The organism is Pseudomonas kielensis (assembly GCF_030505375.1).
GTDB classification, from domain to species: domain Bacteria; phylum Pseudomonadota; class Gammaproteobacteria; order Pseudomonadales; family Pseudomonadaceae; genus Aquipseudomonas; species Aquipseudomonas kielensis.
The window spans coordinates 319857-345158 of sequence record NZ_CP130043.1; the positions used below are offsets into that span (position 1 = coordinate 319857).

Annotated in this window: 32 protein-coding genes; 1 reads left to right on the top strand and 31 read right to left on the bottom strand. The window is 57.7% G+C overall.

Features of this window, described 5'->3' with window-relative positions; translation table 11 throughout:
- Positions 1 to 65 precede the first annotated feature (65 nt).
- From Q1W70_RS01660 to Q1W70_RS01810, 31 genes are all read right to left on the bottom strand, one after another.
- The gene (locus Q1W70_RS01660) at positions 66 to 542 is read right to left on the bottom strand and encodes a hypothetical protein (protein WP_302098551.1); all 477 of its coding nucleotides are present in this window, start codon (positions 540 to 542) and stop codon (positions 66 to 68) included.
- A 12-nt stretch (positions 543 to 554) separates the two neighbouring features.
- On the bottom strand, positions 555 to 3662 hold the full coding sequence (locus tag Q1W70_RS01665; protein ID WP_302098552.1) for a host specificity factor TipJ family phage tail protein: 3108 nt from the start codon (positions 3660 to 3662) through the stop codon (positions 555 to 557).
- The gene (locus Q1W70_RS01670) at positions 3604 to 4035 is read right to left on the bottom strand and encodes a hypothetical protein (RefSeq protein ID WP_302098553.1); all 432 of its coding nucleotides are present in this window, start codon (positions 4033 to 4035) and stop codon (positions 3604 to 3606) included. The genes Q1W70_RS01665 and Q1W70_RS01670 overlap by 59 nt, the downstream gene beginning before the upstream one ends.
- Positions 4036 to 4521, bottom strand: a complete 486-nt coding sequence (locus tag Q1W70_RS01675) for a DUF1833 family protein (RefSeq protein WP_302098554.1) — start codon at positions 4519 to 4521, stop codon at positions 4036 to 4038.
- A complete protein-coding gene (locus Q1W70_RS01680; RefSeq protein WP_302098555.1) occupies positions 4518 to 7883 on the bottom strand; it encodes a tape measure protein in 3366 nt (1121 codons plus the stop codon). The genes Q1W70_RS01675 and Q1W70_RS01680 overlap by 4 nt, the downstream gene beginning before the upstream one ends.
- 60 nt (positions 7884 to 7943) lie before the next feature.
- Positions 7944 to 8462 (bottom strand): hypothetical protein, encoded by a 519-nt coding sequence (locus Q1W70_RS01685; RefSeq protein WP_302098556.1) that lies wholly within the window; start codon positions 8460 to 8462, stop codon positions 7944 to 7946.
- Between the two features lie 59 nt (positions 8463 to 8521).
- On the bottom strand, positions 8522 to 8827 hold the full coding sequence (locus Q1W70_RS01690; RefSeq protein ID WP_302098557.1) for a phage tail assembly protein T: 306 nt from the start codon (positions 8825 to 8827) through the stop codon (positions 8522 to 8524).
- Positions 8828 to 8850: 23 nt separating this feature from the next.
- Complete coding sequence (locus tag Q1W70_RS01695) at positions 8851 to 9279, bottom strand: phage tail assembly chaperone (RefSeq protein WP_302098558.1); 429 nt, start codon at positions 9277 to 9279, stop codon at positions 8851 to 8853.
- Between the two features lie 41 nt (positions 9280 to 9320).
- Positions 9321 to 9788, bottom strand: coding sequence for a phage tail tube protein (locus Q1W70_RS01700; protein ID WP_302098559.1), 468 nt, complete (start codon positions 9786 to 9788; stop codon positions 9321 to 9323).
- Positions 9789 to 9796: 8 nt separating this feature from the next.
- On the bottom strand, positions 9797 to 10144 hold the full coding sequence (gene gp17, locus Q1W70_RS01705) for a tail completion protein gp17 (protein WP_302098560.1): 348 nt from the start codon (positions 10142 to 10144) through the stop codon (positions 9797 to 9799).
- Between the two features lie 5 nt (positions 10145 to 10149).
- On the bottom strand, positions 10150 to 10620 hold the full coding sequence (locus Q1W70_RS01710) for an HK97-gp10 family putative phage morphogenesis protein (RefSeq protein WP_302098561.1): 471 nt from the start codon (positions 10618 to 10620) through the stop codon (positions 10150 to 10152).
- Entirely contained in the window at positions 10617 to 10925 is a 309-nt protein-coding gene (locus Q1W70_RS01715; RefSeq protein WP_302098562.1) for a phage head closure protein, read from the bottom strand. Before Q1W70_RS01715 ends, Q1W70_RS01710 begins: the two co-directional genes overlap by 4 nt.
- Before the next feature lie 8 nt (positions 10926 to 10933).
- Positions 10934 to 11251 (bottom strand): head-tail connector protein, encoded by a 318-nt coding sequence (locus Q1W70_RS01720; protein ID WP_302098563.1) that lies wholly within the window; start codon positions 11249 to 11251, stop codon positions 10934 to 10936.
- A complete protein-coding gene (locus Q1W70_RS01725; protein WP_302098564.1) occupies positions 11244 to 11657 on the bottom strand; it encodes a hypothetical protein in 414 nt (137 codons plus the stop codon). Before Q1W70_RS01725 ends, Q1W70_RS01720 begins: the two co-directional genes overlap by 8 nt.
- Positions 11658 to 11698: 41 nt before the next feature.
- Positions 11699 to 12904 (bottom strand): phage major capsid protein, encoded by a 1206-nt coding sequence (locus Q1W70_RS01730; RefSeq protein ID WP_302098565.1) that lies wholly within the window; start codon positions 12902 to 12904, stop codon positions 11699 to 11701.
- Between the two features lie 10 nt (positions 12905 to 12914).
- A complete protein-coding gene (locus Q1W70_RS01735; RefSeq protein ID WP_302098566.1) occupies positions 12915 to 13562 on the bottom strand; it encodes an HK97 family phage prohead protease in 648 nt (215 codons plus the stop codon).
- On the bottom strand, positions 13555 to 14751 hold the full coding sequence (locus Q1W70_RS01740; RefSeq protein ID WP_302098567.1) for a phage portal protein: 1197 nt from the start codon (positions 14749 to 14751) through the stop codon (positions 13555 to 13557). Before Q1W70_RS01740 ends, Q1W70_RS01735 begins: the two co-directional genes overlap by 8 nt.
- Positions 14752 to 14938: 187 nt before the next feature.
- Positions 14939 to 16618 (bottom strand): terminase large subunit, encoded by a 1680-nt coding sequence (locus Q1W70_RS01745; protein WP_302098568.1) that lies wholly within the window; start codon positions 16616 to 16618, stop codon positions 14939 to 14941.
- A 5-nt stretch (positions 16619 to 16623) separates the two neighbouring features.
- Positions 16624 to 17073, bottom strand: a complete 450-nt coding sequence (locus tag Q1W70_RS01750) for a terminase small subunit (RefSeq protein ID WP_302098569.1) — start codon at positions 17071 to 17073, stop codon at positions 16624 to 16626.
- 149 nt (positions 17074 to 17222) lie between these two features.
- Positions 17223 to 17558, bottom strand: coding sequence for an HNH endonuclease signature motif containing protein (locus tag Q1W70_RS01755; protein ID WP_302098570.1), 336 nt, complete (start codon positions 17556 to 17558; stop codon positions 17223 to 17225).
- Positions 17558 to 17890 (bottom strand): phage holin, lambda family, encoded by a 333-nt coding sequence (locus tag Q1W70_RS01760; protein WP_302098571.1) that lies wholly within the window; start codon positions 17888 to 17890, stop codon positions 17558 to 17560. The genes Q1W70_RS01755 and Q1W70_RS01760 overlap by 1 nt, the downstream gene beginning before the upstream one ends.
- Before the next feature lie 271 nt (positions 17891 to 18161).
- On the bottom strand, positions 18162 to 18470 hold the full coding sequence (locus tag Q1W70_RS01765) for a DUF2513 domain-containing protein (protein ID WP_302098572.1): 309 nt from the start codon (positions 18468 to 18470) through the stop codon (positions 18162 to 18164).
- 189 nt (positions 18471 to 18659) lie between these two features.
- Positions 18660 to 19526 (bottom strand): hypothetical protein, encoded by an 867-nt coding sequence (locus Q1W70_RS01770; protein ID WP_302098573.1) that lies wholly within the window; start codon positions 19524 to 19526, stop codon positions 18660 to 18662.
- A 21-nt stretch (positions 19527 to 19547) separates the two neighbouring features.
- Positions 19548 to 20243, bottom strand: a complete 696-nt coding sequence (locus Q1W70_RS01775) for a hypothetical protein (RefSeq protein WP_302098574.1) — start codon at positions 20241 to 20243, stop codon at positions 19548 to 19550.
- Positions 20240 to 20548 (bottom strand): hypothetical protein, encoded by a 309-nt coding sequence (locus Q1W70_RS01780; RefSeq protein ID WP_302098575.1) that lies wholly within the window; start codon positions 20546 to 20548, stop codon positions 20240 to 20242. Before Q1W70_RS01780 ends, Q1W70_RS01775 begins: the two co-directional genes overlap by 4 nt.
- Before the next feature lie 5 nt (positions 20549 to 20553).
- Positions 20554 to 21849: a tyrosine-type recombinase/integrase gene (locus tag Q1W70_RS01785; RefSeq protein ID WP_302098576.1), complete on the bottom strand. Its 1296-nt coding sequence runs from the start codon at positions 21847 to 21849 to the stop codon at positions 20554 to 20556.
- Positions 21846 to 22055: a hypothetical protein gene (locus Q1W70_RS01790; RefSeq protein ID WP_302098577.1), complete on the bottom strand. Its 210-nt coding sequence runs from the start codon at positions 22053 to 22055 to the stop codon at positions 21846 to 21848. Before Q1W70_RS01790 ends, Q1W70_RS01785 begins: the two co-directional genes overlap by 4 nt.
- A complete protein-coding gene (locus Q1W70_RS01795) occupies positions 22048 to 22725 on the bottom strand; it encodes a replication protein P (protein WP_302098578.1) in 678 nt (225 codons plus the stop codon). Before Q1W70_RS01795 ends, Q1W70_RS01790 begins: the two co-directional genes overlap by 8 nt.
- Positions 22722 to 23483, bottom strand: coding sequence for a helix-turn-helix domain-containing protein (locus tag Q1W70_RS01800; RefSeq protein WP_302098877.1), 762 nt, complete (start codon positions 23481 to 23483; stop codon positions 22722 to 22724). The genes Q1W70_RS01795 and Q1W70_RS01800 overlap by 4 nt, the downstream gene beginning before the upstream one ends.
- A 198-nt stretch (positions 23484 to 23681) precedes the next feature.
- Positions 23682 to 24104: a phage regulatory CII family protein gene (locus tag Q1W70_RS01805; RefSeq protein WP_302098579.1), complete on the bottom strand. Its 423-nt coding sequence runs from the start codon at positions 24102 to 24104 to the stop codon at positions 23682 to 23684.
- 68 nt (positions 24105 to 24172) lie between these two features.
- Entirely contained in the window at positions 24173 to 24379 is a 207-nt protein-coding gene (locus tag Q1W70_RS01810) for a hypothetical protein (protein ID WP_302098580.1), read from the bottom strand.
- Between the two features lie 90 nt (positions 24380 to 24469).
- On the opposite strand from Q1W70_RS01810, the gene Q1W70_RS01815 reads away from it, so the two are divergent.
- A complete protein-coding gene (locus tag Q1W70_RS01815; protein WP_302098581.1) occupies positions 24470 to 25300 on the top strand; it encodes a S24 family peptidase in 831 nt (276 codons plus the stop codon).
- Positions 25301 to 25302: the final 2 nt, after the last annotated feature.

Consider the following 25302-nt stretch of genomic DNA (forward strand, 5'->3'; position numbering starts at 1 on the left):
ATTTACTCCAGGCGAAAAAAAGCCCACTCAGTGGCGGGCTACAAAATTGAAAACTGATTGGGGGCCTATGTCGCGCCAGGCCATGACTTCGTGTACCACCGCTTCAGCTCTCCACGCAGAAGGGAGTTCATGACGCCAAGATCCATTCCAGCCATCATCTCGGTCAGCTCGGCCTCACTGATGACGGGCATTTCGAAGAGGGACAAAACAGCCGTGTATCGCCAGTGATCGACACCTACGAGCTCCGGACCTTTGTAAATCCCAGTGAACTGGGCTTGAGTTGGCATGAGGCCAAGCGGGCTTCTGAGTGGGCACATGAACCAATCGGCCCAGCCAATCCCCCACTTGCACCAACCTTCAAATAGACGAGCCTGTTCGGCATTGCACAGCCACGTCACCGACACTTCAGTTGGCACGCTGCGGTACCGGCGGCGATTGCGCGCCCGCCCAGTCAAAAATGGCGTTCGCGCAATCGGATCGGTAGGCGTGAAGCCGTAGCCATCACGCAATGGAAGCGGAACTCCATCAGGCATTGTCAGCATTTTCCGCAGTCCTTATGTGGGGGCGAAGTTATCGTCATCCGCATAAACACGCGGGTCGTAGTTGACGGCCTCCACGTCCGCCGAGTGGTCGCCTGGTTCAATTGAGGTGATGAGTACCGGGTAGCACCACCGCGTGGTCTCGCCGAACAGCAAATGGGGCGGGTCAATGTCCCATGACAGGTCAGGAACAAAATCGAGGGCCGGAATGGCCAAACGGAAGTCATCAACCCTCGATGCCGCCCAAGGACCGCTGAGCGACCCATCCGGCCGGCGTAACGCCACAACATGAGAAGACCCGGCGGTCCAGTTGAACTGCTCCGTGCTCTCGAGAATTACCGGTCCTATACCATCTGTGTAGTCAACAAGGATGGCTGACTGCCCATAGCCAGGAATGTCATCGGCCACGGCGTCGTAGCTGAGATAGCCGCTGTTGAGTGCATCAAGCTCAGTGCCCCAACTGTAGGTCTTGTTGCGGTAGACCTGGGCCCGTCGCAAGCGCATGCCGTAGCGCCAAGCTCTGTCTCGGTTGGTTATCCCCTTTACCGTGACCGTTTGAACTGTGTGGCCAGCATCCCCCGGCAGCCGGCACTCGACCACTTCTGTCGCCCGAGTCACCTCGTCGACGTACTTGATGTCCACGCCGTCGTAAGCATCAGGCTCGATCAGCGTAAAGTTGCGCTTGAGCTCTTGGGTCATGTTCTGCGGCGTGTACATGTGGCCGATCTGGCTCCGCGGCTCGTCCCGAACTGGGGTAACCCGACCGCGCTCAAGAGTTAACTCGGCGAAGCCGGCCAGCAGCGCGTCGTTGAGGCACTCCTTGACCGTGCTGTCGTCTTCGACCCGGTAGTCGAAGTGATCGCCTCGACCGCTCCAGATCGCGCCATAGCGCGCCAGCTCTTCGACATCCATGTCGTCATCGGTACCGCCGACAGACTTCAGCACGTAGTTGACCCACGGCACGATGTCACGCGTCGGCGTCGGCACGCTCCAGGCACCCTCAACCAGCACCGGAAGCTTGCGGGTTGCTACCACGGAGACCTGGCTCTGTGATTGCGCAGACAGTTTGTCGCCGCCACGCACGTACAAGGCCATGACTGTGCAGCCCTCGTACTTGGTCGGGGCCTTGTCGATACGGCCACGCAGGCCATACCACTGGACCCGGTTGAACTTGAAGTTTTCTGGTGACTCCTCGCCGATGCGTCGAAGCCGGACTTCAGGGCGGATGTACGTCGGAGCTGTGATGGCCCTGGTGTGCCCCTGCTGATCCGAACTCATTGCTTCAAAGCGATAAGGAACACTGGTCCAAGCCCCTGCCGTCGCTGCATCGCGATACTGAACCTCGGCGCGAGCCCAGTGGGAGCGCTTGTTGCCGTTCTTTTCCGTGTAACGAACCAAGCCTTGCGGGAAGAAGAAGTCGACCTCAAAACGCCGGATGGTCTCCCCCTCTGGGCAGGCGTAGAACGGCCCTGCCCAGTCACCCTCGGTGGTCGAGCCGTCGAGCGCGATCGAGGCGGTGTTGGTCTCAATGTCGTCGAAGCCCAGCCAATCCTCATCCTCGGCGCCGGTATCGGTCAGGCGAATGACGGTGATTGCCGAAGGACCGTGGCTCTCATCAATGTCCTCCGTGGCTTCGTCATCATCTACCGCGTCGTCCGAGACAGAGCTGATCCGGTACCGCAGATCGCGATAACCGATGCAGGACCAAAGGGTGCCGGGTTGCAGGCCGATAACCGGCGCGCCGCCATCGTAGGCAAGCGTGATCTTTGCCGGTACCGCATCAACTGCAGCAACCGTCTGCACGCCCGTGACGAATACTGGCGATGAACCAAATACTGTTGACGTCGAACCGCCCAGGGACAGCGCGCTGCCGCTGTAAGGCGAGGCCGATTCAGCGATCCGCAAGAATCCGCCCGAAGCGCTGGCAACCAAGCCCGACCCAATCAGCTCAGCATTCACGGCCACCACCAGCCCCGCGAGGTCCGTCGCGGCCACGTCGAGATCCACGGTGAAAGTACTGGCCCCGCGGCTCACGGTGAAAGTCAGCGGGGTGACGTCGAAGTCATACCGGGCAGGAGCAGAGTTACCGGTCACCCGGGATGCGCTCCCCGCGACAGCCGGCAAACCTGGCACGTACGGGTCATAGGTGGCCACCACGTACTCACCCGCATTGGCGCCCGTAATTTCTATCTTCATGCCCACGAATGGGTTGAGCATCGGGACATAGTCACCGGTGATCACCGTCGCAGAACCGTCCGCCGGCGCAATGAAGAGGTATGGGTACATAACCTCAATGCGGGCAATCAGTCCGGCGTCCCAGCCGTGTGGGAACCAGCCGGCCGACGGTGGTACCGAGACCACGAACTCGCTGAACTGCACTGTTTCGGCAGCCAACTGCTGGTCGATGTCCGTGGTGGTAGTCAGGGTCAGGCCGGCGCTGCCGGTCGAGGTCGAACCGACTTCGTCCGAGTTATGCCACCACAATCGTGCAGGTTCGGCTGCTACCGATTCGCCAGGACCATAAATCGTGTAGCTGGCCGTGCTACCCAGCGAAGCGATTGGTGTTCCGCCGATACGCACCTGCCCGGGCGGTATATCGAACTCACCCACTCCTACGCACAACAGCATCTCGACCCACTGTACCTTTGGATCGCTGCCAAAGTACCGGCGAGTCGGGGTCAGGTAATCGGGAAAAATTTCGTTCTTGCCCGAACACTCACGAATCACGTCGCCCAGTTTCACTTGGTTGGCTGTGGTCTTGGCCAACCCCAACCCCTTGCCGGCTGGATTGTTCGCTGAGATTGGTGCTGCCAACGGCATCTGGGTCAGCATGACCAAGGTGACCGCCACCATGGCGGCCACGATCGCCCAGGCTGCGATCTCCAGGCCCGTACCCTTTGGCTCTGGGTAGATGCGAACGGTATCAGTTGGACCAAACTCAACCTTGCACCAGCTCACAGGGTCGATGAACAGCCCGTTGACTTCAATACTGATCGGTGGCGACTCCAGTACCTGGTAAGTTCTCACGTTTTCAAACAGCCATGCTTCGATGGTCATTACGCGATCAGTCTTGTAGCGCTCCAACGGCTGGCCTTCCAGCTTGCTCGGGTAGAGTTCGATCACGGTGATAACTCACTGTCAGATATTGGTCTTGAAATTTGCGCAACGGCTTGATGGTTGCGCCGGAGGACTTCATCTCCATGCCATGAAGACGGCCGTCGACCTCGACGATGACGGCGACATGGAAGCAAATGCGCCCACGCCAGACGCAGGCGATCGCGCCGATCTGCGGTTCGCAGCGCTCCATGGCGGCGGCGCCCTCATTCACCGCCCGGGTGAACTCCTTCGGCATGGTGTTGCGGACGTAGCCCCAGCTCGGCAGCAGGGGCAGGCCGTAGACCTCATGCCGGACTAGCCGGACCAAGCCCCAGCAATCAAGCCGCGCAGGGCTTCGCCCGCCATCCTCGTAGGAAGCGCTCAGGTATTTGTCGAACATTTAGATGTACCGAAGGCAGGGCGCGAAGGCCAAGTTGTACTTGCGACGGGGCCAGCCGAGGTTGATCAAGTCGAAATAGCCAGCGTTAAGTTGGACACTCGCCCCTTGCATGAACCCGTTCAGCACCGTCATCCGGTAGGGCTTCTCTGCTGGAGCGCTCAGGTCGGAGGAAATGAACACCCTGAATACCAGGCTGATCCTCGCCCGGGCATTGAGCGCCTTATCAATCAGCTGCTGGGCCTCCCCTGTGACGTTGTCGATAGCGAAGGTCAGCGTCTGATTGCCGCTGTTGTCCCGCTTGGGCAGCGCCGCAGCAAAGCCAGAAGCGGTGAACTTCACTGTCGCACCTGCTTCGGTGGTCGCCGTGGTGTCATCAAACCCATGGCAGAGGTAGATCGGCGCGGCCCACGCCGGGCAGCTCAGCTCCAGCGTGGGAATGATCACGGCCTTGCCGCCAGAGGCGTAAAGCGTTTCAAGTGCAGTCATCGACCTACCCTCTTCAGCCCGTACATTTGCTCAAAGGCTTTTGCAGGACCCGTTTGCCCTTTGAAGTTCGAGACGAAGATTTCCATCATCTGCTTACCGTCTGGTCCTGTGCTGGTTTGCACTTGGCCGGCGCGACTCGCATCCTCGTGGATGCTGAGCTCAACCTTTGGCGGTGGCGTATTGGGCACTTCTATGCCACTACCCTCCATGACAGGCATGGAGAAACTAGGCGCAACAGGCGAAGCGGCGGAACCGACATAGCCGCCGGCGGAATACCCTCGCTTGTTCACACCCTCAAGGTAATCTCGCATGCCTGGCAGTTGCACCACCTCCTTGCGCAGTACGAACTCGCCGCCATGCACCACCCCCTTCGGCTCAAACTTGCCACCATCGCCGGTGTAGCCACCGGACGAGAAACCGGCGAGCGCCATGCCGCCAACCATTGCCGCGTTGGCATAGCCCGCCGCGAGCAAGGCCGCACCAACTGGAATACCGCCCAAGATGGTCAGCTCAGCCGGCGCCTTCGCTGCAGCAATTTGTGCGTTCATGATGATCGAGGCGACCGCAAAAGCCTTCTGAGCTACAAACAGAGCCTTGTACGCGCCGGACTGCTCGCCGGCGATCTTGCCAACCATGTCGGCGGCCTGACCGGAAAGCTCACTGAAGGTGCCCATCACGGCCACCTTGTAGGCGCCCTGGATATCCGAGAGCTTGGCCTGGTTGGTCTGGTTGATCTCGACTACGCGGTCCAGGTACTGCTGCTCTGCCGCAAGCTTCTGCTCGTTGGTTGATTGCTGATCGGCCAAAATCTGATCACGCAGTTCGCCCTGCATTGAAATTTGTTTGTCGTGCCATTTTTTGAGCGCAGATTCCGCCTCGGCGATCTTGACCAGTTCGCCTGATGGTCCGCCCACCGAGGAATCTATGCCGCCAAACTCCGGGGCTTCGGTTACGGTGGCCTTCGAAATAGCATCAGCACCAGCGCGATAGTCGTCGGAGCTCAGTTTCCCGGCACGGTTGGCAGTTTCCAGCACCTGCATCCGCTCTTTGGTCGTTGCCAGCAGTGCCTGCTCTTTCGTTTGCAGGCCAGACATCAATCCGTCGTAAGCCTTCCTGGCGTTGAGCGCATCCAGCTCAATAGCCTTTCCTTCGAGCATCACCTTGTTTCGGTCGGTCAGCTTGGAAAGCTCGCCAACCGTCAGGTCATACCGTAGCCGGCCCAACTCTGTGGTTTCACCATAAAGTGCAACCTGTTGGGTGAGGTTCGCCAGTGTTTGCTGGTATGCATTGGTGATCTGTTCCGCCTGGCGCTGGATGTCCTCAGATGCTTTTTTCGCCTTCTGCTGTGCCTCCTCCGATGCCTTGGCTGCAGCCTCTGACCCTTTGATAGCGCCCGCAAGAATGCGCCAACCTTCGGCGGTGCTTGGGTCAACACCTTCTCGCTCAATGCGTCGGTTGACCTCGCCAACCAAGTCGCCGCCATCCCTGACAGAGTTCAGGCGCTCGACGAGAGTCTTGGAATAGCTGGTCCAGCCATCAATGGTTTTCTGATCCGGCCCCTCAATCGTCTTGAGGCCAGCGCCAGCCTGACCTGCAGCAAGAGCCACATCATTCAGTCGTGCGGAGAGCATGTTTGCAACATCGCCATACTCACCGGATGCTTTCACTGCTTCGCCATAAGCGGCAGAGGAAGCGTTGATAGCCTTGGTCATCTCCTCATTGGGGCCAATGGCCGCAACGAGTTCCTGGCTTGCCGAATCGATGCTCTGACCGCTGGCAATACGCCGATTGAAATCCGTTACCGCGCGATCACGCTGAAATGGATTGGCCTTGTAGGTCTCGCCCCACTTGTCATTACCCTGGGCAGCAGCGCGGATTTCGCGAAGCGCTTTCTGCGCTTCCACCTGCGCATCAGCCTGCTGCTGGATAACTCCGTCCAGCTTGTAGCGGGCCTGCTCTTTACCCAGTTCAGCGAACTCTTTGCGCAACTCTTCGATGGGACGCTTCAAGTCAACAGTGGCCTTCCTGGCCTTTTCGCTGTTGTCGCTGAACAAAAGATAGCTGGCAGCCACTGCGCCAGCCGTGACCGCGAGCCCTACAGGACCGCCAAGAACTCCCAGAAGCCCAGCGCCAGCTCGACCCGCCAGCGAGGTCGCAGCCGTCTGAGCGGTCTGGGCAGACGTCTGCGCCATGGTCGCCTGCGTATCGGCAAGCCTTGCCAAGCGCAAACGGCTGAGCGCGGCCGCATGCGCGTCGGTGAACTTTGTTGCCGCGACTTCTGCTTCCGCGGCTACAACCTCGGCGGCCGCGCGGCGCGCAGCGGCAGTCGCTGCGTCAAACTGAGCTTTGGCTCGGCCGATCTCTGCCGATTGCGCATCACGCAATGCGTAGGCTTGATCCTTCAACCCCTTGGCCAACTCGCCTACCTTCAGACCACCATATGCTGCACCGGCAATCAAAACAGAAGCAGCAAGGGCATCCATGTGTTTGGTGACAAAGTCTACTGATCCTGCCAGAACAGCAGTGCTTCCCGTGGCCGCGTCCGCACCGCCAATCCAAGATTGGAAGGCGTTAGTCAGTGCTGTCGTTGATCGACTCACCGAAGGAGGCATCTTATCGAACTCATCGTTCAGCGCACCAAGCTGGCTGATTAACGCAGGAACAAGCTTATCAATAGTCAGAAGTCCATCATCCGCCATAGCCTTGAGGTCTTTTCGAGCAACTCCCATTCCAGCAGCAAGAGCGCGGATCACTCTGTCGCCGTTCTCATTTACTGAATTGAACTCTTCTCCCCTTAGAACCCCTTGCCCGAGAGCTTGGGAAAACTGGGTAATGACCGATGACGTCTCGGCTGCTCCAGCTCCGGATAGCTGAAGCCCAACAGCAAGCGCTTCAGTAACCCCCAGCACATCAGAGGTAGAAAATCCGAACTCACGCATTGAGGACGCGGAGCGACTGTAAAGTCCCGCGTTATCCGCGAAAGCGGTCCCAGTTTTTTGACTCAACTCAAACAATGACTTCTGACTGATCGCGAAGTCCTCGCTTCCTGTCGTGGCTTGCTTCAGTCGAGCATTGACCTGGTTCCAAGCATCAGCTTGATGGATGACATTACCGACTGCCAATGCACCAGCCATGGCCGCTGCATAACTACCAACCGTGGACGTAAGCGACTGCATTGCAGCACCCTGAGCGCGCACGGCAGCCTCCTGAGATCGCCACGAACTTGTCGCATCTCGGTTGCCCGAAGTAATTGTCCGCAGGTAGCTCTGCCCCATTCGACCTGCTCTGGCCATCTCACGCTGATAGGCGCTTGTTTCCGCCGACACACTGACAATCAGTGAACGTAGGGTCTGTCCTGCCATACTTTTCTCCGGGCATTAAAAAGCCCGGCACATAGCCGGGCGCTTACATACTGGTGCCTTTTAGAAAACCAACTTCAAGTCTTCGACTGATGCGTCTAAGACGATCTCTCTGACATCCCCGCCCGGCGATCTAACGACGATCTTGTGGCCGGCAGAATCCTTTTCTACTGCCTGCAAGCCCTGCTTGACACTTAGAGGACCGCCGACGGTCGTGCCATTCACTGACAAAATGTAATAGCCAGCCCCAATGTAAGGGGCAATTACCGAGTCATCGGCGACATCCTTGACCAGTGCACCTGGGCCTTCTGCGGGGAGAGGCACGTGATGCGCGGCAGCCATTTTATAAACATCCCTAAGCATCGCAATCACAACACCCAGTACAACTGTGAAAGCAAGACTCAGCAACCCACCAAAAATAAGTGGCCAGTTATATGCAGTTTTGTAAAGCCCGTAGCCTGCGCCGACTTTAAACGTTCCGAAGTTGAAGACAAACAAAGCTGACAATGCAATTGCCACAAAAAGAACAAGCCAGCAAAAAACAATCCATCCGTCCCACTTATCCCTATTCACTTTCTTCATCCTCGATTACAAAAGCGAACCTTACCATCAGATTGACTTTGCCTTCCATGGCACCAGATTCAAACCTCATTGGCCTTACCCATCAAGAAAGCTTTAAAGGACTCTGCTCCCTCATCGGCCAGAGCGGCCTCATCAATAATTTGTTCAGGTTCGACTTTCCACTTCGGAAGTAAATCAACAGCGGAAACCTTCGCGCCCTGAGCCTGAAAAACCGAGGCCGCGATGATCGACGCCTGAACATCGCCCCTGGCATCGCCGAGCGGTGACTCCTGGTTGTAGGCCATCCAAAGAAATAGCTCTTCTGCGCTCATTCCTTCGCGCAGCTCCTTGAGCGTCATCCCTAACCGGAGGGCCAGAGTCAGCATGAACACGAGCTCCGGCTCCTCCTTTAAGCGTTTCCCGCTGCGTCCACCGGGTCTTCTGCACCGGCGGCAGCTACGCCGCTCAACGAGAAGACCTTTCCTACAAGACGGTCATGTACGGGGCTGAACGCCTCTGCGACGGCTGGCACATCGTCATCCGTGAACACTCGTACGTTGTTCTCGTCTAGCAATGCGCGCACCAGGACAAACGCATACAGCGGCGAAGAGTGGACTTCTACAAGCTGCTCTACCGGCGCGTCTTCGTCATCGGCGGACGCCATGTGTCTAGCTGGCAGGCCGGCGTCATTCCGAGCCTCTGCAACAGCTAGCGCGGCTCGGCGGCGGTATTCAATCCAGTCACCCGCGCTCAACGCACGGACTGCTACCTGCGCGCCCTCCCACTCTTCGATGGTCAGGCGCTCGTGCTTGAAGTTGCGCATCGGGTCCAGCGCCATGGATCGAAGGTCCACGGGGCCGCCAGTCTTTACGCGAGCCATTACGGTGTCACCGGCAGGTCGAAGGAAACAGCACCGGTGATTCGCACGTTAAACGTGCCGTTCACAGTGCCGTTCGGCGCGGCGTCCCATGTGAACTGAGTGACCAGGCCGAGGAACGCCGAAGAGGTGCCGTCCTTGAACGCCGACTTGAAGGCCCGCGGCTCACCATCAGCACGGGCAGTACGGAGCACTGTCTGGGCCTCGTCGTCAGCCTTCCAGTTGCCGGACATGCTGAAGGTGCCGTTATCAGCCAGGCCCACAGCGAACTCTTTGGCCTCGCTGGCCAGGGTGGTCACGTCAATTTCATCAGACTGACCGCCCTGGAACTGGGGCTGCTTGATGGTGACGGAGAGATCAGCCCAGGTCAGGTCTGGATCTTTCGGGTCAATGGTGGTGAGTTTTGAAACGCTGAGAGCCGTGCCCTGCGTTTTGACGAACTTCGCTTTCGTTGGGTTTTGAGCGGCCATGAGGCCTCCTATGGTTGCAGGGTGTATTCCCAGCTCACGCTGAAAAGTTTGGTGTCGCTCTCAAAAGAATCCGGCAGTCGATCAGCGCTGCCGGTAGTGAAGTCGGCACCGTCGGTGGTCATGACGGCGAACGCTTGGCCGGCCAGTGCCAGCGCCTGGAGGAAGCTCTCGCCCCAGGCGTCGAGCTGGATCGTCAAATCGCTGGAACCATCCCACCCAGCAAGCGTAAAACCGGCGATGCTGCTGACCGTCTGAATCACCAAGCGCGGCTGAGTTGCATCCTCCGGCGCAACGCCGAAGTACACTCGCCCGTCGACAAGAGGCGAGAGCCTGTCGATTAGAGATTTCTCAATCATTGGGTTTACCGGGTGATGGCGTTGTCTATGCCTTCGGCCAGTTTGTCAGCGACGGCCTTCTCAATCTGAGGCAGGCTGCCGTCCCAGGCGGGGCGAATAAATGGGTGGGCCTGCATCTTTGAAGTGCCCAGCTCAAGAAACTTCCAGTAGAACGGCGCGTCATAATCCATTTTTGAGGTGCGCCCCTTTTTGCCGGGACGCTTGAGCGCCTTGGCCTGCTTGCCGGCGGGTTTCTTCACGCGGATGCCTGCGGTCGCCCCGCCGGGTGTATCTGCCTGCTTCACGCTCACGGCAATGATGTTCTTCTTTAGTTTTCCGGTGCGAACCGGGGCAGTGTTACGTGCCTTATCTCTGGCAACCCGGGCGCCAGCCATAACCGCATCCCTGGCAATCTTGTTGCCGACGGACCTGGCCAGTCGCTCGAAGTCAGCCTGCAACTCACCAAGGCCCAGCACAGTCAGCGAACCGTTGCTCATTTTGGTTTCACCGTTTTGCACATGAGTTTCAGCATGTCCCGTTGGTTGGTGGCCAGCGGGGCTATGATTTCGTAGGCAATGCCGTCGTGCACCAGGTGCTGTCCGGCCATCACGCCCTTGCGGTAACGGATATTGATCTCGGCGGTGACCGTGACCTGCATCTGTGACGCGGCTTCGTACATGCGGCCGGAGGGGATGTTGATCTCTGCCCAGAGCTTGCCGAGATCGCCCCACACCTTGGATGGCTGACCTAGGGCATCCTTGCCTTCGATGTAGCCTCGGCGCGTACACAGATGTCGCAGCACTCCCGCTCTCATAGATTCACCCAGCGGTGCGGCTTCCAAAGAGCATTGGTCGCCATTGGTAATTCAGCAGTAATGGTGCCCACCACTACCGACTCTCGGCTGTTATACCAAGTGCCAACCAATAGGAGCGCACCCTGCTTGATGGCCTTGCTCATCAAGAGCGCATTGCCGACAGGATCAGGCAAAGACTCGCTCGGATCGACAAGCGTCCGATTGGTCCAGGTCTCAAACGCACTGAGGGCCGCATCCATATAGCCTTGAATCAGCGCATCGTCATCGTCATGGTCGACCCGCAAGTGAGCCTTGACGATAGGAAGATCAATCACCCTTCGGTACCAGCGCCTGAAGTGCCTCTTTGTTGGCGGACGGATCGAACTCGACCCCTTTGCCGATGAGCCAGGCCTTCAGATCGGGAACCTTCATCTTGAGCGGGTCAGTTTCTTTCTGCGTCTCGATCGCCGCGTCGATTTCTTCCTGCGAGCTGCGCGCCGCGTAACTCTCAGGTGGGTAATTCACCGCCAGGTAGCCGGCTTCAACAAACTCAGCAATGGTAGGGCCATCCAGTTTCAGACCATTGGCGTCCAGTTGATTGAGGTAAGACGCCACGCCTAGGTGCTCAACAGCCACCAGAGCGCAACGCTCAGAAACATCCTGCTCGCCGGCAGGAACCTCAACTACATGGTTCCCATCCGCAGAGAATGGGAACGGCTTTTTCACAATAATGATCGGCATAAATCCTCCGGCAGGCTGGGCGCCCGTAGGCGCCCGCCCATTTAGGCAGCGGCGCTCAGGGTGAGAATTTTCACCGCCTGGGAGTCGACCAGCATGCCGCCGACGCGCTTGGTGGTGTAGAAGCCAACAAACGGCTTGTTGGTGTAGGGATCGCGCAGCACGCGGGTGCCGATACGGTCGACAACGGTGTAAGCGCGCTTGAAGTCGCCAAACGCAATAGCATTGGCATCGGCGGCGACATCCGGCATGTCTTCGTTTTCGGTGATGCCGTAGCCCAGAAGTACAGACGGGGCGCCCGCTTCCAGGCCTGGGCGCCACAGGTAGTTACCCTCGCTGTCCTTCAGCTTGCGGACATAAGCAACGGTCAGGTTGCCCATCATCCAGGTCCCGTTGGCACGGTAGCCCGCCTTGAGGGCGTGAATCAGGTTGATCAGGCTGTCGCCAGTGATCGCGCCGGCGGCACCAGAAACGAGCTTTTGCAGAACACCGAAAGCACGTTCGTCGTCGCCCTTCAAATCCAGGCCGTAAGCCAGCAGGCCTTTCGGCTTGTTAACGCCATCACCCTTCAGGAAAGCACTGCCTTCTTTCTCGGAGAAGTCGCGGGCAACCTCACCATTCAACCAGCCCTCGGCATCGAAGTAGATGTCGTCAAGACTGGTCTGAGTGGCTTGTGGGTTGGCGTACAGCTCGCCCATAAAGGCAGAGATGTTACCCAGCTTCGGAGTATTGGTTGCCGGGCGCGGATCGGTTTCGCCAACCCAGCCAGCACCGTTACCACCGAGATTCACCAGTCGCTTGTAGTCTGGACTGCCGACAGTGATCTGGTTGCACACCTGGCGCATCGGCGAAGAGTCGCGCAGCAGCTCAATGATGCTGCGGTCCAGCTCTTCTGGAACCGCGAAACCACCATCAGCATCAACACCAACCTGCAGTGCCTTGGCTTGGAGCTCGCCCAGACCGGTTTCGATCCCCTTGCGCACGAATTGCATGAACGCGGTCTTGTGCTCACTGGCGGCCTTGGTGCCAGTGCCGTCTGGGCGCTTCAAGGACAGCAGCTCTTTTTCCAGATTGCTTTTCAGCTCGTCCAGCTCGCTCAGCTTTTCATTGAGTGTATCGACCTGGCCGGACAGCTTGCCCTTTTCGGCTTCCAGGCCGTCGATACGCTTATCGTTCGACTTCTTGAACTCGTCGAACTTGGCGCCCAAGGCTTCAGCGACGTCTTCGATGTCTTTCTTTTCAACAGCCATGAGAGGCTCCTTACATTCGATTCAAAAGTGATTTAAGGGATTGCAGTGCTTCGTCGGCACCCGCCTCTCGCGGTGAAACTGCGCCGTAGCCTTTGGCCATGAAAGCCTTGGCTTGGGAGCCAGAAAACCCAACCTCACGAAGGGCTCGCTCCACTTTGCTGGGGGGCGGTGTTTCGCCTCGTTCCAGCAGAGATTTCACATCGGTGACATAGGCCGCCTCGTTCATGGCGAACGTGACCACCGACACCTCCCACAGGGTGATCTTCTTGAGCAGGTAGGCGCCCTTGACGCTGTCCCACTCCCAATCATCGAGCGTGTAGCCGATCGATAGCCCAGTCACGCTGCCAGCCTTCATGTGGGCATGGGCGCGGCGAGCGAGCGGATCGTCATCGATCAGTAGTTGGCCTTTCACATACAGGCCCTTCTCATCCTCCTTCATGTCGGTGTGAGGGCCGATGGGCTCGTGGGTCTTGTGTTGCCAAAGAACCGGCGGCAATTTGTTCTTGCCCTTCCACTCAATCAGCGAGTCGGTAAAGGCGCCTGGCATGACGATATCGGAGCCATGATCCTTGACCCCGAACACGGAGCCATACCCCTCGAACTCACCGGCCTCGGACAGCGCTTTGAGCTCGAAAGGGACGCGCATTTTCTTAAGCACGGTTGTTATCCTCTGGCTTGGTGGTCATGTTCATCGGAGTCAGATAGATATCGCCGCCTTCACGGGGGTTCTCGTCTTCGAGTTCGCGGCAATCGTTGGGGCTCAAGATCCCCCACTGGATGCCCTTACCGTATGACTCGTACCGCCCTTTCAGGTCGCCGCGCATCAGCGCGCCGGCGTTGAACTTGGCGTAATGAGTTAGGCGGTCTTTCTCACTGAGCAGGCCGACTTGGATGCGGTGTTCAATGCGGGTCATGAGTGGAACAAGCGAGTAGTTCACGAAGCTCATGCCCATGTGCTCGATGTTGTTGAGCGTCATCTTTTCCATGCTGGCCACCAAGTGCGGCGGCACACGGAACAGGCCGCAGATCTGCGACTCGGTCATCTTCTTGGATTCGATGAACTGGGTGTCTTGAGCGCTGAGACTGATCGGCTTCCAATCAAGCCCCATCTCTAGAATCATGGGCTTGTAGGCGTTCGCAACGCCCATGTGCTCGCCTTGGAACTCAGCCTTCAGCCGGCCAAATGCTTCTGGGCTGAGCTCCTGCTCTGTCCGAAGCACGCCGCTTGTAACTGCACCGTTAGTGAAAAGCTTGGCTGCATGAGCATCCATAGCTTGACCAAGACCCAGCGCCTGGCGGGCGTAAGCAATCGGATTCAGACCATTCAGGCCGTCCAGCGTGAACAGCCGGACATGCCAAATTTCATCCTGCGTCAGAACCTTGGTGCCTGACTTGAAGTTAACGGTGTACTCCACCGTCCAGTCGTCTTTGAGCTTGGGTGTGACGATGTCCGGGTTCAGTGGCAACAGCTCTCCCACATTCCCAAGCGCCGATACCTTGTAGGCATAGAAGTTACCGCGCAGACACAGGCACGCCACCAGCAGCTCCCAAAACTCCTGGGCAGTCATGTAGCTGTTGGGCGCCATGGTGATTAGTGGATAAAGCCGGTGAGCCGTTGCGGGCAATCTCACCCGACCAGTTTGCTTCAGCAGGCGGCAAGGGAGCATTCCCATCGACTCAGCCAAAACCCGGACGCAGTTGAAGACAACCAACTGCTGCATTGCGCTATTCGTGGTGACTCGCTGCCCGGAGTTGGTTTCGTATCCTGCACCAAGGGCCTGAGCGAGCTTCTCCGACGTATCGATAGCCTGGGAGGCGCTCTTTCTTCCAAGAAGTGATCGAAGCATTACCGACCACCCCGCACTATCGAGACAACAGACAGGGTGACCAGGAGAGCGCCGCAAACAGTCAGGGCCAGAGGTTCGCCCATCCATGCCCACAACCCCCGAGTCAGCAGGCCAAGCCCAAGTATCCCGATAACGTCAGGCAAGGCTTCCTTCAGCGCGGCAAGCTTTGGCGCCTTAATTTCATCGGTCATAGGGTTCTTAGTCCGTGTTTCATGATGTGGTCAGAAAGGGTGCCTTCCACTTTCGGGTTCGTTGCCATTATCGAAACCGCGCAGAACAGAGCCATGAGCGGATCGATCTTTGCCGAGCCGCTGGCCTGCTTTGTAATCAAGATTGAGTTGCCTTTAGGCTCGACCCTTGCGTTACCGCAACACCAATTCATCAAGGGCTGGTCGGCATGAATGAGCCCGCCCTCGGCAAGCTTTCGCTCAGTCGTTTTTATCGCGCCACCGAGTCGCCAACCCTGACTGACACCGACCACCTTCTCCTGGCTGACGCCGCGAGCGGTGATCGCTTCGAGAATTGCGCCGATGCCAGCCGGATCGAGCCCCACTTGATGCAGGAGACCGGAGGAGTCAACCTGATCCACGATGTCCGCCACTTCATCCACGTCATCGCCAATGTGCTTAACCAGCACCAGGTCACCACTTCGGGCGTAGTCGTGGAGGTTTGCAGCGATATCCTTGCGCCTCTCAAGTACCGATGGATGCGCCCAGGCCCGGCACCAGGCAAGCCACTCTCGGGTTTCCCGATCACGACCAAGCACTGCCAGACCAAGCAAGTCGTCAAGGCCTCCCCCATCAACACCAATCGTCACTACCTCGCTGCGTTCGAGGATGTAGTCCAACGTGACGCACTGGCGGATCTGAGACTCCCAGAACTCCGCGCCGGCCCAGCGGCTCGACATCAACGCCAGGCCGATCTCAACATTGAGGAATTTTGAGAGGAAGCCGCGCAGCGACTCCTCACCTGACTCTTCGGCCTTCGCCAATTCGCGCTCAAGGTACTCGCGATCGACTGAGTACCCGAGGTTCGGGTTTACGACATGAAAGTTCTCTGGCTTGCGATGCTCGCCGGCCTCGATCATCGAGCGAGGGAACTCGTAAATCACCGCCAAGAAGCGGTGATCTTTAATCTTTCCGTCCCGGACGCCGCGGGCGTACTGCAGCTTTTGCAAGAAAACCCCGGCCGGAGGCTTGTCCGACTGAGTTGTCAGATAAATTATGCAGCCCTCTGGCCGCGAGGCTAGACCGCCAGTGGCCTCGCGCAGCATGTTCTCTGCATTGTGATTACTGCCGAACAGGTGAATCTCGTCCACCAGAATGAAGCTGGCCTTCTTGCCGCCGACCGTGTTCGAGTCAGCCGCTACAACCTTCAGCGTTGCGCCCGTCTCTCGATGGGTAATAGTCCTGATGTGCTCTTGAACATGGAGCAGATCTGCCAGCTCCTCATCGTGCTTGACCATGTCTCTGGCCGGAGCAAAGGCGTTTTGCGCAACCTCAATCGTTGGCGCCAGAATGATCAGCTCCGCCGATTGCCGCCAGTTGCGGATCAGCAGCGTCAACATGATCGCTGCGGCGATAGTGGACTTTGAGTTCTTCTTCGGGATGACCAGGGCGAATTCCTTGATCTCGCGCCGACCTGTGTCTGGGTTATAGGAGCCGAACACGGAGCCGGCGAAATCTGACACCCAGGGCGCGCATGCTTCGCCAATAGTTGGGCTACCGGGGGCGTCCACGATGCGCAGTTGCTGCATGACCTCAAGGCCGGCTGATGCCTCCTCCGGGAAGAGCGGCTTGATAGGCACCAGTGACTGGCCGGCAATGATCCTTGCTTCCCAGTCAAGGCAAGCGGTTGACCACTCCATTCAAATCACCGTGTGTTATCGACCGCTAGTCTTGGTGGCGCACCTTGGCCGAATCTGCCTGCCGAAGCTTTCTTGGCCGCACTGGCCTTCTGATCTTTCTTACCTTGCTCCGCCACCTTCCCGTGGGTGTAGGGGAGCAGCGCTTTTGCGGCGTCGATCCGAAGCTTGGGGTCTGCCACCAAGTCCTTCATGACCCCTTTTAGAAAGTCGATAGGGTCATCCGCTGCCGCTGGAATGTAGGGGTTGGGGTCGGCTGCTGGCTGAGCAAGTTTTTGGGTGGAGTTAACAACCACCGCCCGACCCATTGCAGCCTGAACTTCAGGATCTTTTTCGAGCCGTGATGCCGCCTGCGATGCAGTCTTTTCGGGGCACCCAGCAGATATTGCCGCCTGTTTTTTGCCTTCACCGGACAGCCGCGCTTCGGCGTACCGGCGCTTTTGTTCGGTTAACGCCATAGTTAACGGATCCTGTTAACGGGGAAAAAATCTACGAATGGGAGAGGGTGAGGTTTCCGAACAAAAGAGGTCTGAGGTTTTACCCCCTCCCCTACCCTTGTGGCACGCCATCGCCCCGATATCGCACCGTTTCGGTGCGCCGAGACATATCAGGATCCGGGCGCCTCTTTCGCCGTCTTGGAGGCATGGCAACCCGTCTTGATCCGTCGACCCTCGATCACCTCAACGCGAACGCACAGCACCTGGCAGTTCGCCTCAATGTCTTCGCCACCCATAAAGAGTGGCACCTTATGATCAAGCTCAAAGCCTTGTGGGTAGTCGACTACTCGGCCGCACATCGAGCAAACCGGGTCACGCTTCCAGACCGCAAGGCGGCGGGCCTGCAGCCGGCGCCCAGTAATACGTCTATCCGCAATGGCCAACACCTTTACGACCTGGGTTTGAGCCATCTTCAGTGCTGATTTGTGCATTCTCAGCTTCGTCATCAATCAGGGCTCCTACCCGGGAACTTAAGGCCCGTGACCCGATCAGCAAAGGCGCGGACCTTGTCCACACCCAGCAACCCGACCATGCCGCCGATCAGGCTGGCCGCTGACTGCGGGATGCCGATCAGCTCAAGGCCGGACAGCATCGACAGTGTGATGCAGCCACACAACAGGCTCTCGAAGAACGCAGCCTTGCGTGTGCCACCGCCGTAGATGATCCGCAGCGCGGAGATCGATATCGCAAAGCCTGCGGCGTAAAAGGCCGGGGCGTGCTGACTCAGCCACGCGAGTACAAGAACCCAGGTGTCTGGCTTATCGGGCATGTTAGGCATCCGCTGTCCTCCCCGATCTGGGGGGCGATTAAGTCCGGCTCCAGCAGCACTCCCAGCTCAGAGCGATGGGTGTGGTGGAGCCGAAAACGAAAAAGCCCCGGCAAATACCGAGGCTCGATGTAGGTGGAGATGGAGACCCTGGCAGGTCTCTGTCGTGGCGTTTCGCTCCAGTCCCCACGCTGACTGTTACCCCTGCACGTTTCCGTCGGGCTTTGCTCATCTCCAGAATGCAAAAAGCCCCGCAGATAGCGGGGCCCAGTGAAATCTCAGCTCAATTAATGTCTGTGAAATCGAAATATTCAGTAGGACCGTGCTCGTCGAGGAAGTTATGCCCTTCCCACGTCAACTCGAAGTTATCGTGATCCCTGTCCCCCTGTTCCTGGGAAGGAGTTTGAACAACGAAGCCGGCGGTCTCAAGCAAGTGCAGGTGATAGTCCGCGACGACCCAAGACTCCTCTTTCGCATCGTCGCTCACTTCTGGGTCATTCTCGAACAACTGGCGAATCTCAGACCTATAAAGCCCGATACCCTCATGATCCTGGTTTTGAATGTAACCAAGAAGGCTTATCGACCAATCCATATTTCTTCGCATTACCTTCCTCCACTGAAGTAGCCGGCTCACGGCAAAATGACATCTAAAAGACGAGTCTACTAGAGAAATGCGAAAACAAAAAAGCCCGACTCAATGGCCGGGCTTTTCTGAGTCAATCCACTGCAACGCGCAAGAATGACAGGATGGGTATAATTTCGCTCAATCGCTCACTCTCTGTCAAATACTTTCTCGTGCGGTGTAGTACGCCCCACAGTTGTCCGCCATGGGGCACCTAAATCCCTCGGCCTCTTCGAACCATTGCAAAGATACGCAGCGGCCAGAGTGGAAATCGAGCGGCCTCTGAAGTGGCAGCTTTCGAAGATATGCTCTTCCAAAGAAAAATCCACATAGATGATCGACCTCAGTAGGTTGCAATTGTCCATTGAGGAAATTGAAAACCCCGCCCAGAAAGCTATTAATTTCTGCGGCTAGCTCATCAATCCGACCCATAACATTATTAACTATCAGCGCAGACCCGTTTGCTCGCACCCCTGTATGCATATAGGTCACAAACTCAGTTCCCCTTTCTAGGCTGCAGTGGCCGATATCTGCATGAGTGAGCTCGTCCCTTATTATCCTTAGTTCTTCATACCAGTCGCAGGACTCAATCAGCATCCTAAGCTCAGATGGAAAAGACGCACCAACTTCTCCGTTCTTAAACCTCTCAAAAAATTTTCGTGTCGAATCAGTCGGCAGCTTGGGGACACCACGATAAATATCAGTGATGACTTTTCGAGCACACTCAACCGAAGAATAAAGCTCCGTAAACACCTCCTCCACGACGGCGGTGAATTCGGCGCCATTTCTGGCAGCCGTATGGCCTTTCTCGTTCAGCTCTTGCTCGTCAATCTGTAAATTTGGCAGCAACTTCATCGCCAAGCCATACAGAATTTCAGCTTTCGAAAAGTGACTAGACGCGCCTCCTAAAGCCTTCTGCGCGTCTCGCTTTAAATTATGTGTACCTTTATGAAAGATCTTAAAAAAATCGATCTCCCCCCATTGCTCTGGAGCAAACGTTCTCACGTGTGCATTGATACTTTCCATGTTACCTGCCCGGCTCTAAGGTCAAGCAGCATTGTCTGCAAGCAGCTCCTCGTAACGCAATAGCTCTTCGACATGTACCAGAGCATCAGCAATCAGATCATCCAGTTTCCTGTTGATTTCAGCCCTCCATCGGCGTCGCGTAGACTCGGGCGCAGCATCCAAATCCCAGGTGTTCATGTCATAGAAACTGTCCTTCAACACAATCATGCCTGCGGATCGGAATGCATCCTTTTTTGCCTTCGCCTTCCCGGCAGCTATAGCCGCATTCACCGTGGCTTCGCGTCGCCATGCCGGAGCATCGAGCGGAATCTCGACAGATACTGAACTCACTGTTTTTGGACGAGCGCCCTTCAACTGTGGAATCGCCCAGGCGGTGACTGCCTTATAGAGGAACAACTTCGGCGCCGGGGTGATGATGATGGTTTGCAGCGCCGCCAGAGCCTGCACCTTCCTACCCTTGTGCGTGCTGTACTTGGCGACCAGAGCATCCCAATGCTTTGGCTTCAACCCGTGGTGCAGCCTGGCCGAAACCCAGCAATCCACCTGCTTTCGGTCAACGTTGCAGGCACCGCGGGAGCGAACTAATGTTGCCAGATCACCACCCTCTTCCTCGTCGGCAGAGTTGTATAGCTTCTGCCAAGCCTGCTTGCTGGTGTTGTCGATGGCCTCCGCCGCCAAGGCCGAAACAACTGCATGCAAAACGCCTGGATAAATCATTGTTCAATCCCCCTTGAACGACGAGCCGCACGGCCCGCGACGATTAATGTCTTGGTATTGCGCGACAACCCCACCAACCGCTGGTGAACATTGCCGCTCCCAGCGAACCATCCGACCAACTGGACCACTAGGTCTTCGATCAACAGCGGCTCCATGGTCTGGGCATGGGCGAAGCCAGATGCATGACAGCCGATGCAGTCGAGCTCATGAAGCAGCCCCTTGATCACGCCCTTTCCGCCACATGACGGGCACTCGGTCATAGGTATCAAACTGCGCACAAGGGCGGGGCCATGCTGCTTTTTCATCATTTTTAAACCTCGCCCTTAACAAATTGCGGAATCGACTCGCAGGCCGTGCCGTTCAAGGCGTCTACGAGGTTTTGCGAATCTTCATATCTAGCGCCTGTCTGCGTGTGGATCGCCTTGAAGCCGCGTTCATCTAACCAGTTGTGCCACTTCACCAGTGCCAGCCGACGCTGCTCCTTGGCCTGGGTGTTGATGTAGGTCGAGGCGATCTTGCCCAGCGAGTGATTGAGCAGCATCTCGCCGATGTGCCCATCCACACCGAGGTCGGTCCAGGCAGTGCGGGCCACCTTGCGTAGGTCGTGACTGGTCCAGGCGCCCTGCCCCAACCGGGTGAACACGGCACTGGCCTGGTGATCGCTCAGCGGCTTGCCGCGGCGGGACGGGAACAGGAACGGCCCCTCGTAACCCTGGGCGGCCTGCTGATTGCGGTAACGGCGCAGCAGCGCACATACCTGGTCGGTCAGCGGCACCCGCAGCTCGGTCTTGGTTTTGGTGTGCTCAGCCGGCAGAAACCACTCACGCTCCGGCAGTGCGATGTCGGCCCAGCGCGCCTGCCGGGTTTCGCCAATGCGCGTACCGTGGCACAGCATCATTAAGGCCAGCATGGCGTCACCGGGCGCACGCTCGAAGCGCTCGGCCAGCAGTTGCACCAACTCGGGCACCTGGACATCACGCAGGCGTGCCGGCTTGGGCAGGATGCGCGCCGTGGTGAAGTTGACGAACTTCAGTTCCGCCATCGGATTGGCCGGGATCAGGTCCAACTTGCGGGCCTGACGAAAGGCCACTGCGAGCAGTCGGTACAGCTGCTGGACATACGACAGCGATAGCTCCTCCTGGGCTGGCCACATCAGCAGCTTGTCCAGGGTCTGGGCGTTCACATCACGGATGAGCAGGTCGCCCAGCCGCGGCCTGAGCTGGCAACTGATGGCCGACTTGCCGGCGGACCGGCGCTTCTCGGACAGCGCACGCGAGCGGGCCATGCGATCGCCAAACCAGTCCAACAGCTCACCCACCGTCACCCAGCCCGACACGCTGGCAGCGCCATCCGCCGCCACGCGCAAACGCACGGCCGGCAGGGCCGCGATCACCTGCTTGGTGGACAGGTCGGGGAACGCGCCGATCCGGTGCCACCGGCGCTTGTTGAGCAAGAACCAGGAACCGCGGGTGCGATTCTTGGCAAATCGGAAGTGCAACGCTGGGTGACCGGCATCACGCAGGTCGCGCACATGCTCGAGCTTCGCGTTGCGCTGGATCTCGGCGTCCGACAGCTTCACCGTCAGGGTTTTGATTAGAGCGATCATGCTTGGGTACCTGTTGGGGCATGAAGGTCAACAACTTCGAAGGTGCTTGGCCACATCGACGCGCCATAACGCTCAGCCATGCCCTGGTCAACGAACAGCGCCAAGGCATGATCGGGAGTACTGCCCAGCTCCCACTTGAACGAGCAGCAAAACACCGCGAATCGGTAGTTTTCGGGAACAGGAACAGCAAGAAGGCGATCAGCCACGGGAACCTCCGAGCTGGGCACGAAGACGGGCCAACGCGCCGTTGCCGACTTCAGGTGTCATGCAGCGCCCGGGAGCCGCGAGTTGCGCGACTGGAACGGGCGGCAACGTCTCACCCCGCCAAATCTTTCGGCACTGATCGAGATACTTCTGCTCGAAGCGGACAATGCCCAGCTCCCGGCTGAGCGACTGCAAGCTATGAAACCCGGCCGCGGCAGTGGCGTGATAGATGGCCGGGTGAAACCATTTGCCCCTGCCCTCCATGCCAGGATGGGAGTTGCGCAGCGCCTGCAGGTAGGCCGTCTCCACCCCAGGGAGACCGAGCCCTTCAGGCGCAAAACACCAACTGACGAAAACACCGGGAGCCGGTACAAACGCTGACTTACTCGCACTCACCAGGCGCATCCCGTGCCGGATCTGATCCATGGAGGTGATCCCGGAGCGCATGAACTCGGCGAGCCATTCGAGCTTCGACGCGTCCATGACTTTCTGGTTAGGCCACGACTGGCGCCAGGCACCGCATGCACCCTGCAGCCGTAGAAAAAGGTCATCAATCACCTGCTGGGTAGCCGGGTCAATTTCGATCACCGCAGGGGCATCAGGTGCGTAGGCGTAGGCCGGATCTGTTCTCCGATTGACAGCCAGGTACCCGGCTCTTACTGGACCGCTCAAAGCATCACCCCCTTGGCTGCCCAGTTGTCACCGGCAGCTTGTTGTTCACCGGCCACGGCGCCGGCTGTGGTTGTCTTGTCCCGCTTCACCCACTTCACCAGTTCGAAACACCAGCCCGCAGCACTGTGAACCGACGCCGGACGGGCGACGTAAAAACCCAGGAACGTCTCCAGCAGTTGCTCGGTGACGGCTTCAGCGGGGAGCCTGGCGATTGCGAGCTGGTCGGACAGCGCCTTTTCGTTCGGGATCCAGGTTGCGAACATCGCGAAGCGTTGACGTTCATCCAGAGCATCAATCGCGGCTTGATCCTGTTCAGCAATCACATCGGCAATCGCGTGCGGCTGCTGCTGTTCGGTTCCTTGATGGTTAATTGATGTATTGGGTGCAGTGGCTGCACCCCGTTCTGTCGTAGGCTGCACCCCGTTCTGACCAAGGCTGCACCCCGTTACATCTTCACGGGGTGCAACTACTGCACCCCGCTTGATCATCAGGTCATACACCACCGGACGGCGGTCATGACGGTCGATGTACACGGCGGCCAGTGCCTGGTTGCCGCGAACGATGAACCCAAGTTCCTCCAGAAGATCGAGCTTTGTCCGCACGGTACGTTCGGAAAGCCCCGTGTCATCGGTAAGTGTTTTGGCTGATGGGAAAGCCCCTGCACCACTTGAGCCGGCGTAGTTGGCCAGGCACAGCAGGACGTGCCGAGCGCTAGAGTCTTTCAGTGACCGGATGGGCAGAGAGAGCGCCCAGGACATTGCTTGGACACTCACAACGAATTTCCTTGGTATTTTTTGGTAGGGGCAAGACGCGGTGATGCACTACGCCCTACGCTGAGTCGCTCATTGGATCGAGGGGTATTGCCGGGGGTAGCTATCGTGTTCATAATGGCCCCACAGTGTTTTACAAGTTGTTGGAAGAACCGCCCTGCCAGGCGGTTTTTTTATGCCTGCGATTCAGGCGACCTTTACTGACGCTTCCATCACATCCAGGCTTTGCCGAACATGCCCGAGCTCTTTGCGGATCGACGCTTTCTCCAGTGGGGAAACATGGTTGTCATCTAGGGCCTCATGCACCGCAATGGTCAGATCCGCCACCTCTTTGCCCAGGCTGATCAAGGAGGTCGTAAGCGCTTTCGGAGCAGGCGCAGTCTTGGCAACCAGGTCGAAGCCAAACTCATTGGCGAGTACCTTCAGCGGCCTCATGTCACCGGTGTGCAGCAAAACCCCGAACAGATGCTCGATGGTCAGGTGGTGCTTGTCGTTGTCCGGGTTCGAGCGCTGCAGCAGACTCACGTGCGCCAGGCACATTTTTCCCGCCAACTCTTCTGCCCCGCTTTCCTTGATGGTGGTGTGGCAAGCCCTCAAGAAATCTTCCATTCGTAAAACCTCATGTTTGTTTCAGTGGCGCGGTGCTAGTACTGATTGCAAAATCAGTTTCGTGGAGGCTATGCAGTCTTCTTCAATGCTTGGGCGGGATCGTCTTCGCGCTTGGCAATCAAAGCTCCGCGCGACTCTTTTTCAAGAACGCACTGCATCGGGTAAGAAAAACCACCAGTCGTACGGCATTGGGATACGCGGCTTCCGCTCACCCCAAGGGCATCACCGATAGCGCGGCCGGTGCCGAAGTGTTTCAGGGCTTCGTTGTAGGTCATGGGGTCTGTCTCCATTGTCTGCGCCGAGTTTAGAGTTCTTAACAATACAAGGCAAGTTATCTAAACTGTAAAATGTTTAGAATCCTAAATATGGAATTTAAAGACCGCGTTACCGCGCGCATGAGAGAGCTGAGCCTCAGCGCAACGGACATCAGCAAATTGACTGGCGTATCGAAAGCGACGGTCAGCTTTTGGGTATCCGGCACCAATGGGGCCAAAGGGAAAAACCTGCTCGCGTTGGCGAAGGCCCTGGAGTGCTCACCCGATTGGCTGTCTGAGGGAACTGGACTACCGGGTGATGTATCGTCTGTGGATGGCCCAAAGGCAGGGTCAACGAGTGCGGAGTTGGTGGCGCATATGCTCGCAACCAAGGCGGGCAAAAATCTGTCTGAGAAAGCACGTGAGATGATGCTTGCAGCGGCAGCTGAGGCGGATAGTCCTGCCGCAAATAGTCAGCAACATCTGCCCGGTAACTACGCAGCGCTACGCCCCACCAATGACGAGATTCTGATTCCGCAGTACGACATCAGGGCAGCCATGGGTCATGGTCAGGTTCCACCTGATTACACGGAAGTGGTTCGGAACCTGGTGGTGCGCGAAGATATCCTGCGAGAGAAAGGCGTCACCTATACCTCCACCGCGGCATTGGCGATGATCAATGGTTGGGGTCAAAGCATGGAAGGCACAATCAATGACAAGGATTTGGTCATTGTTGACAAGGGCATCAAGGATTTTGTCGGAGACGGGATTTACGTGCTGACCTGGCACCAGGAGCTCTACATCAAGCGAATGATGCGTCTGGATGAAGAGCACTACCGACTTATTTCAGACAATCAGCATTACGAGAATCAGACGGCCAGAATCGACGACGTGACGATCCACGCCAAAGTCCTGTTCATATGGAATGGGCGCAAGGCCTGATC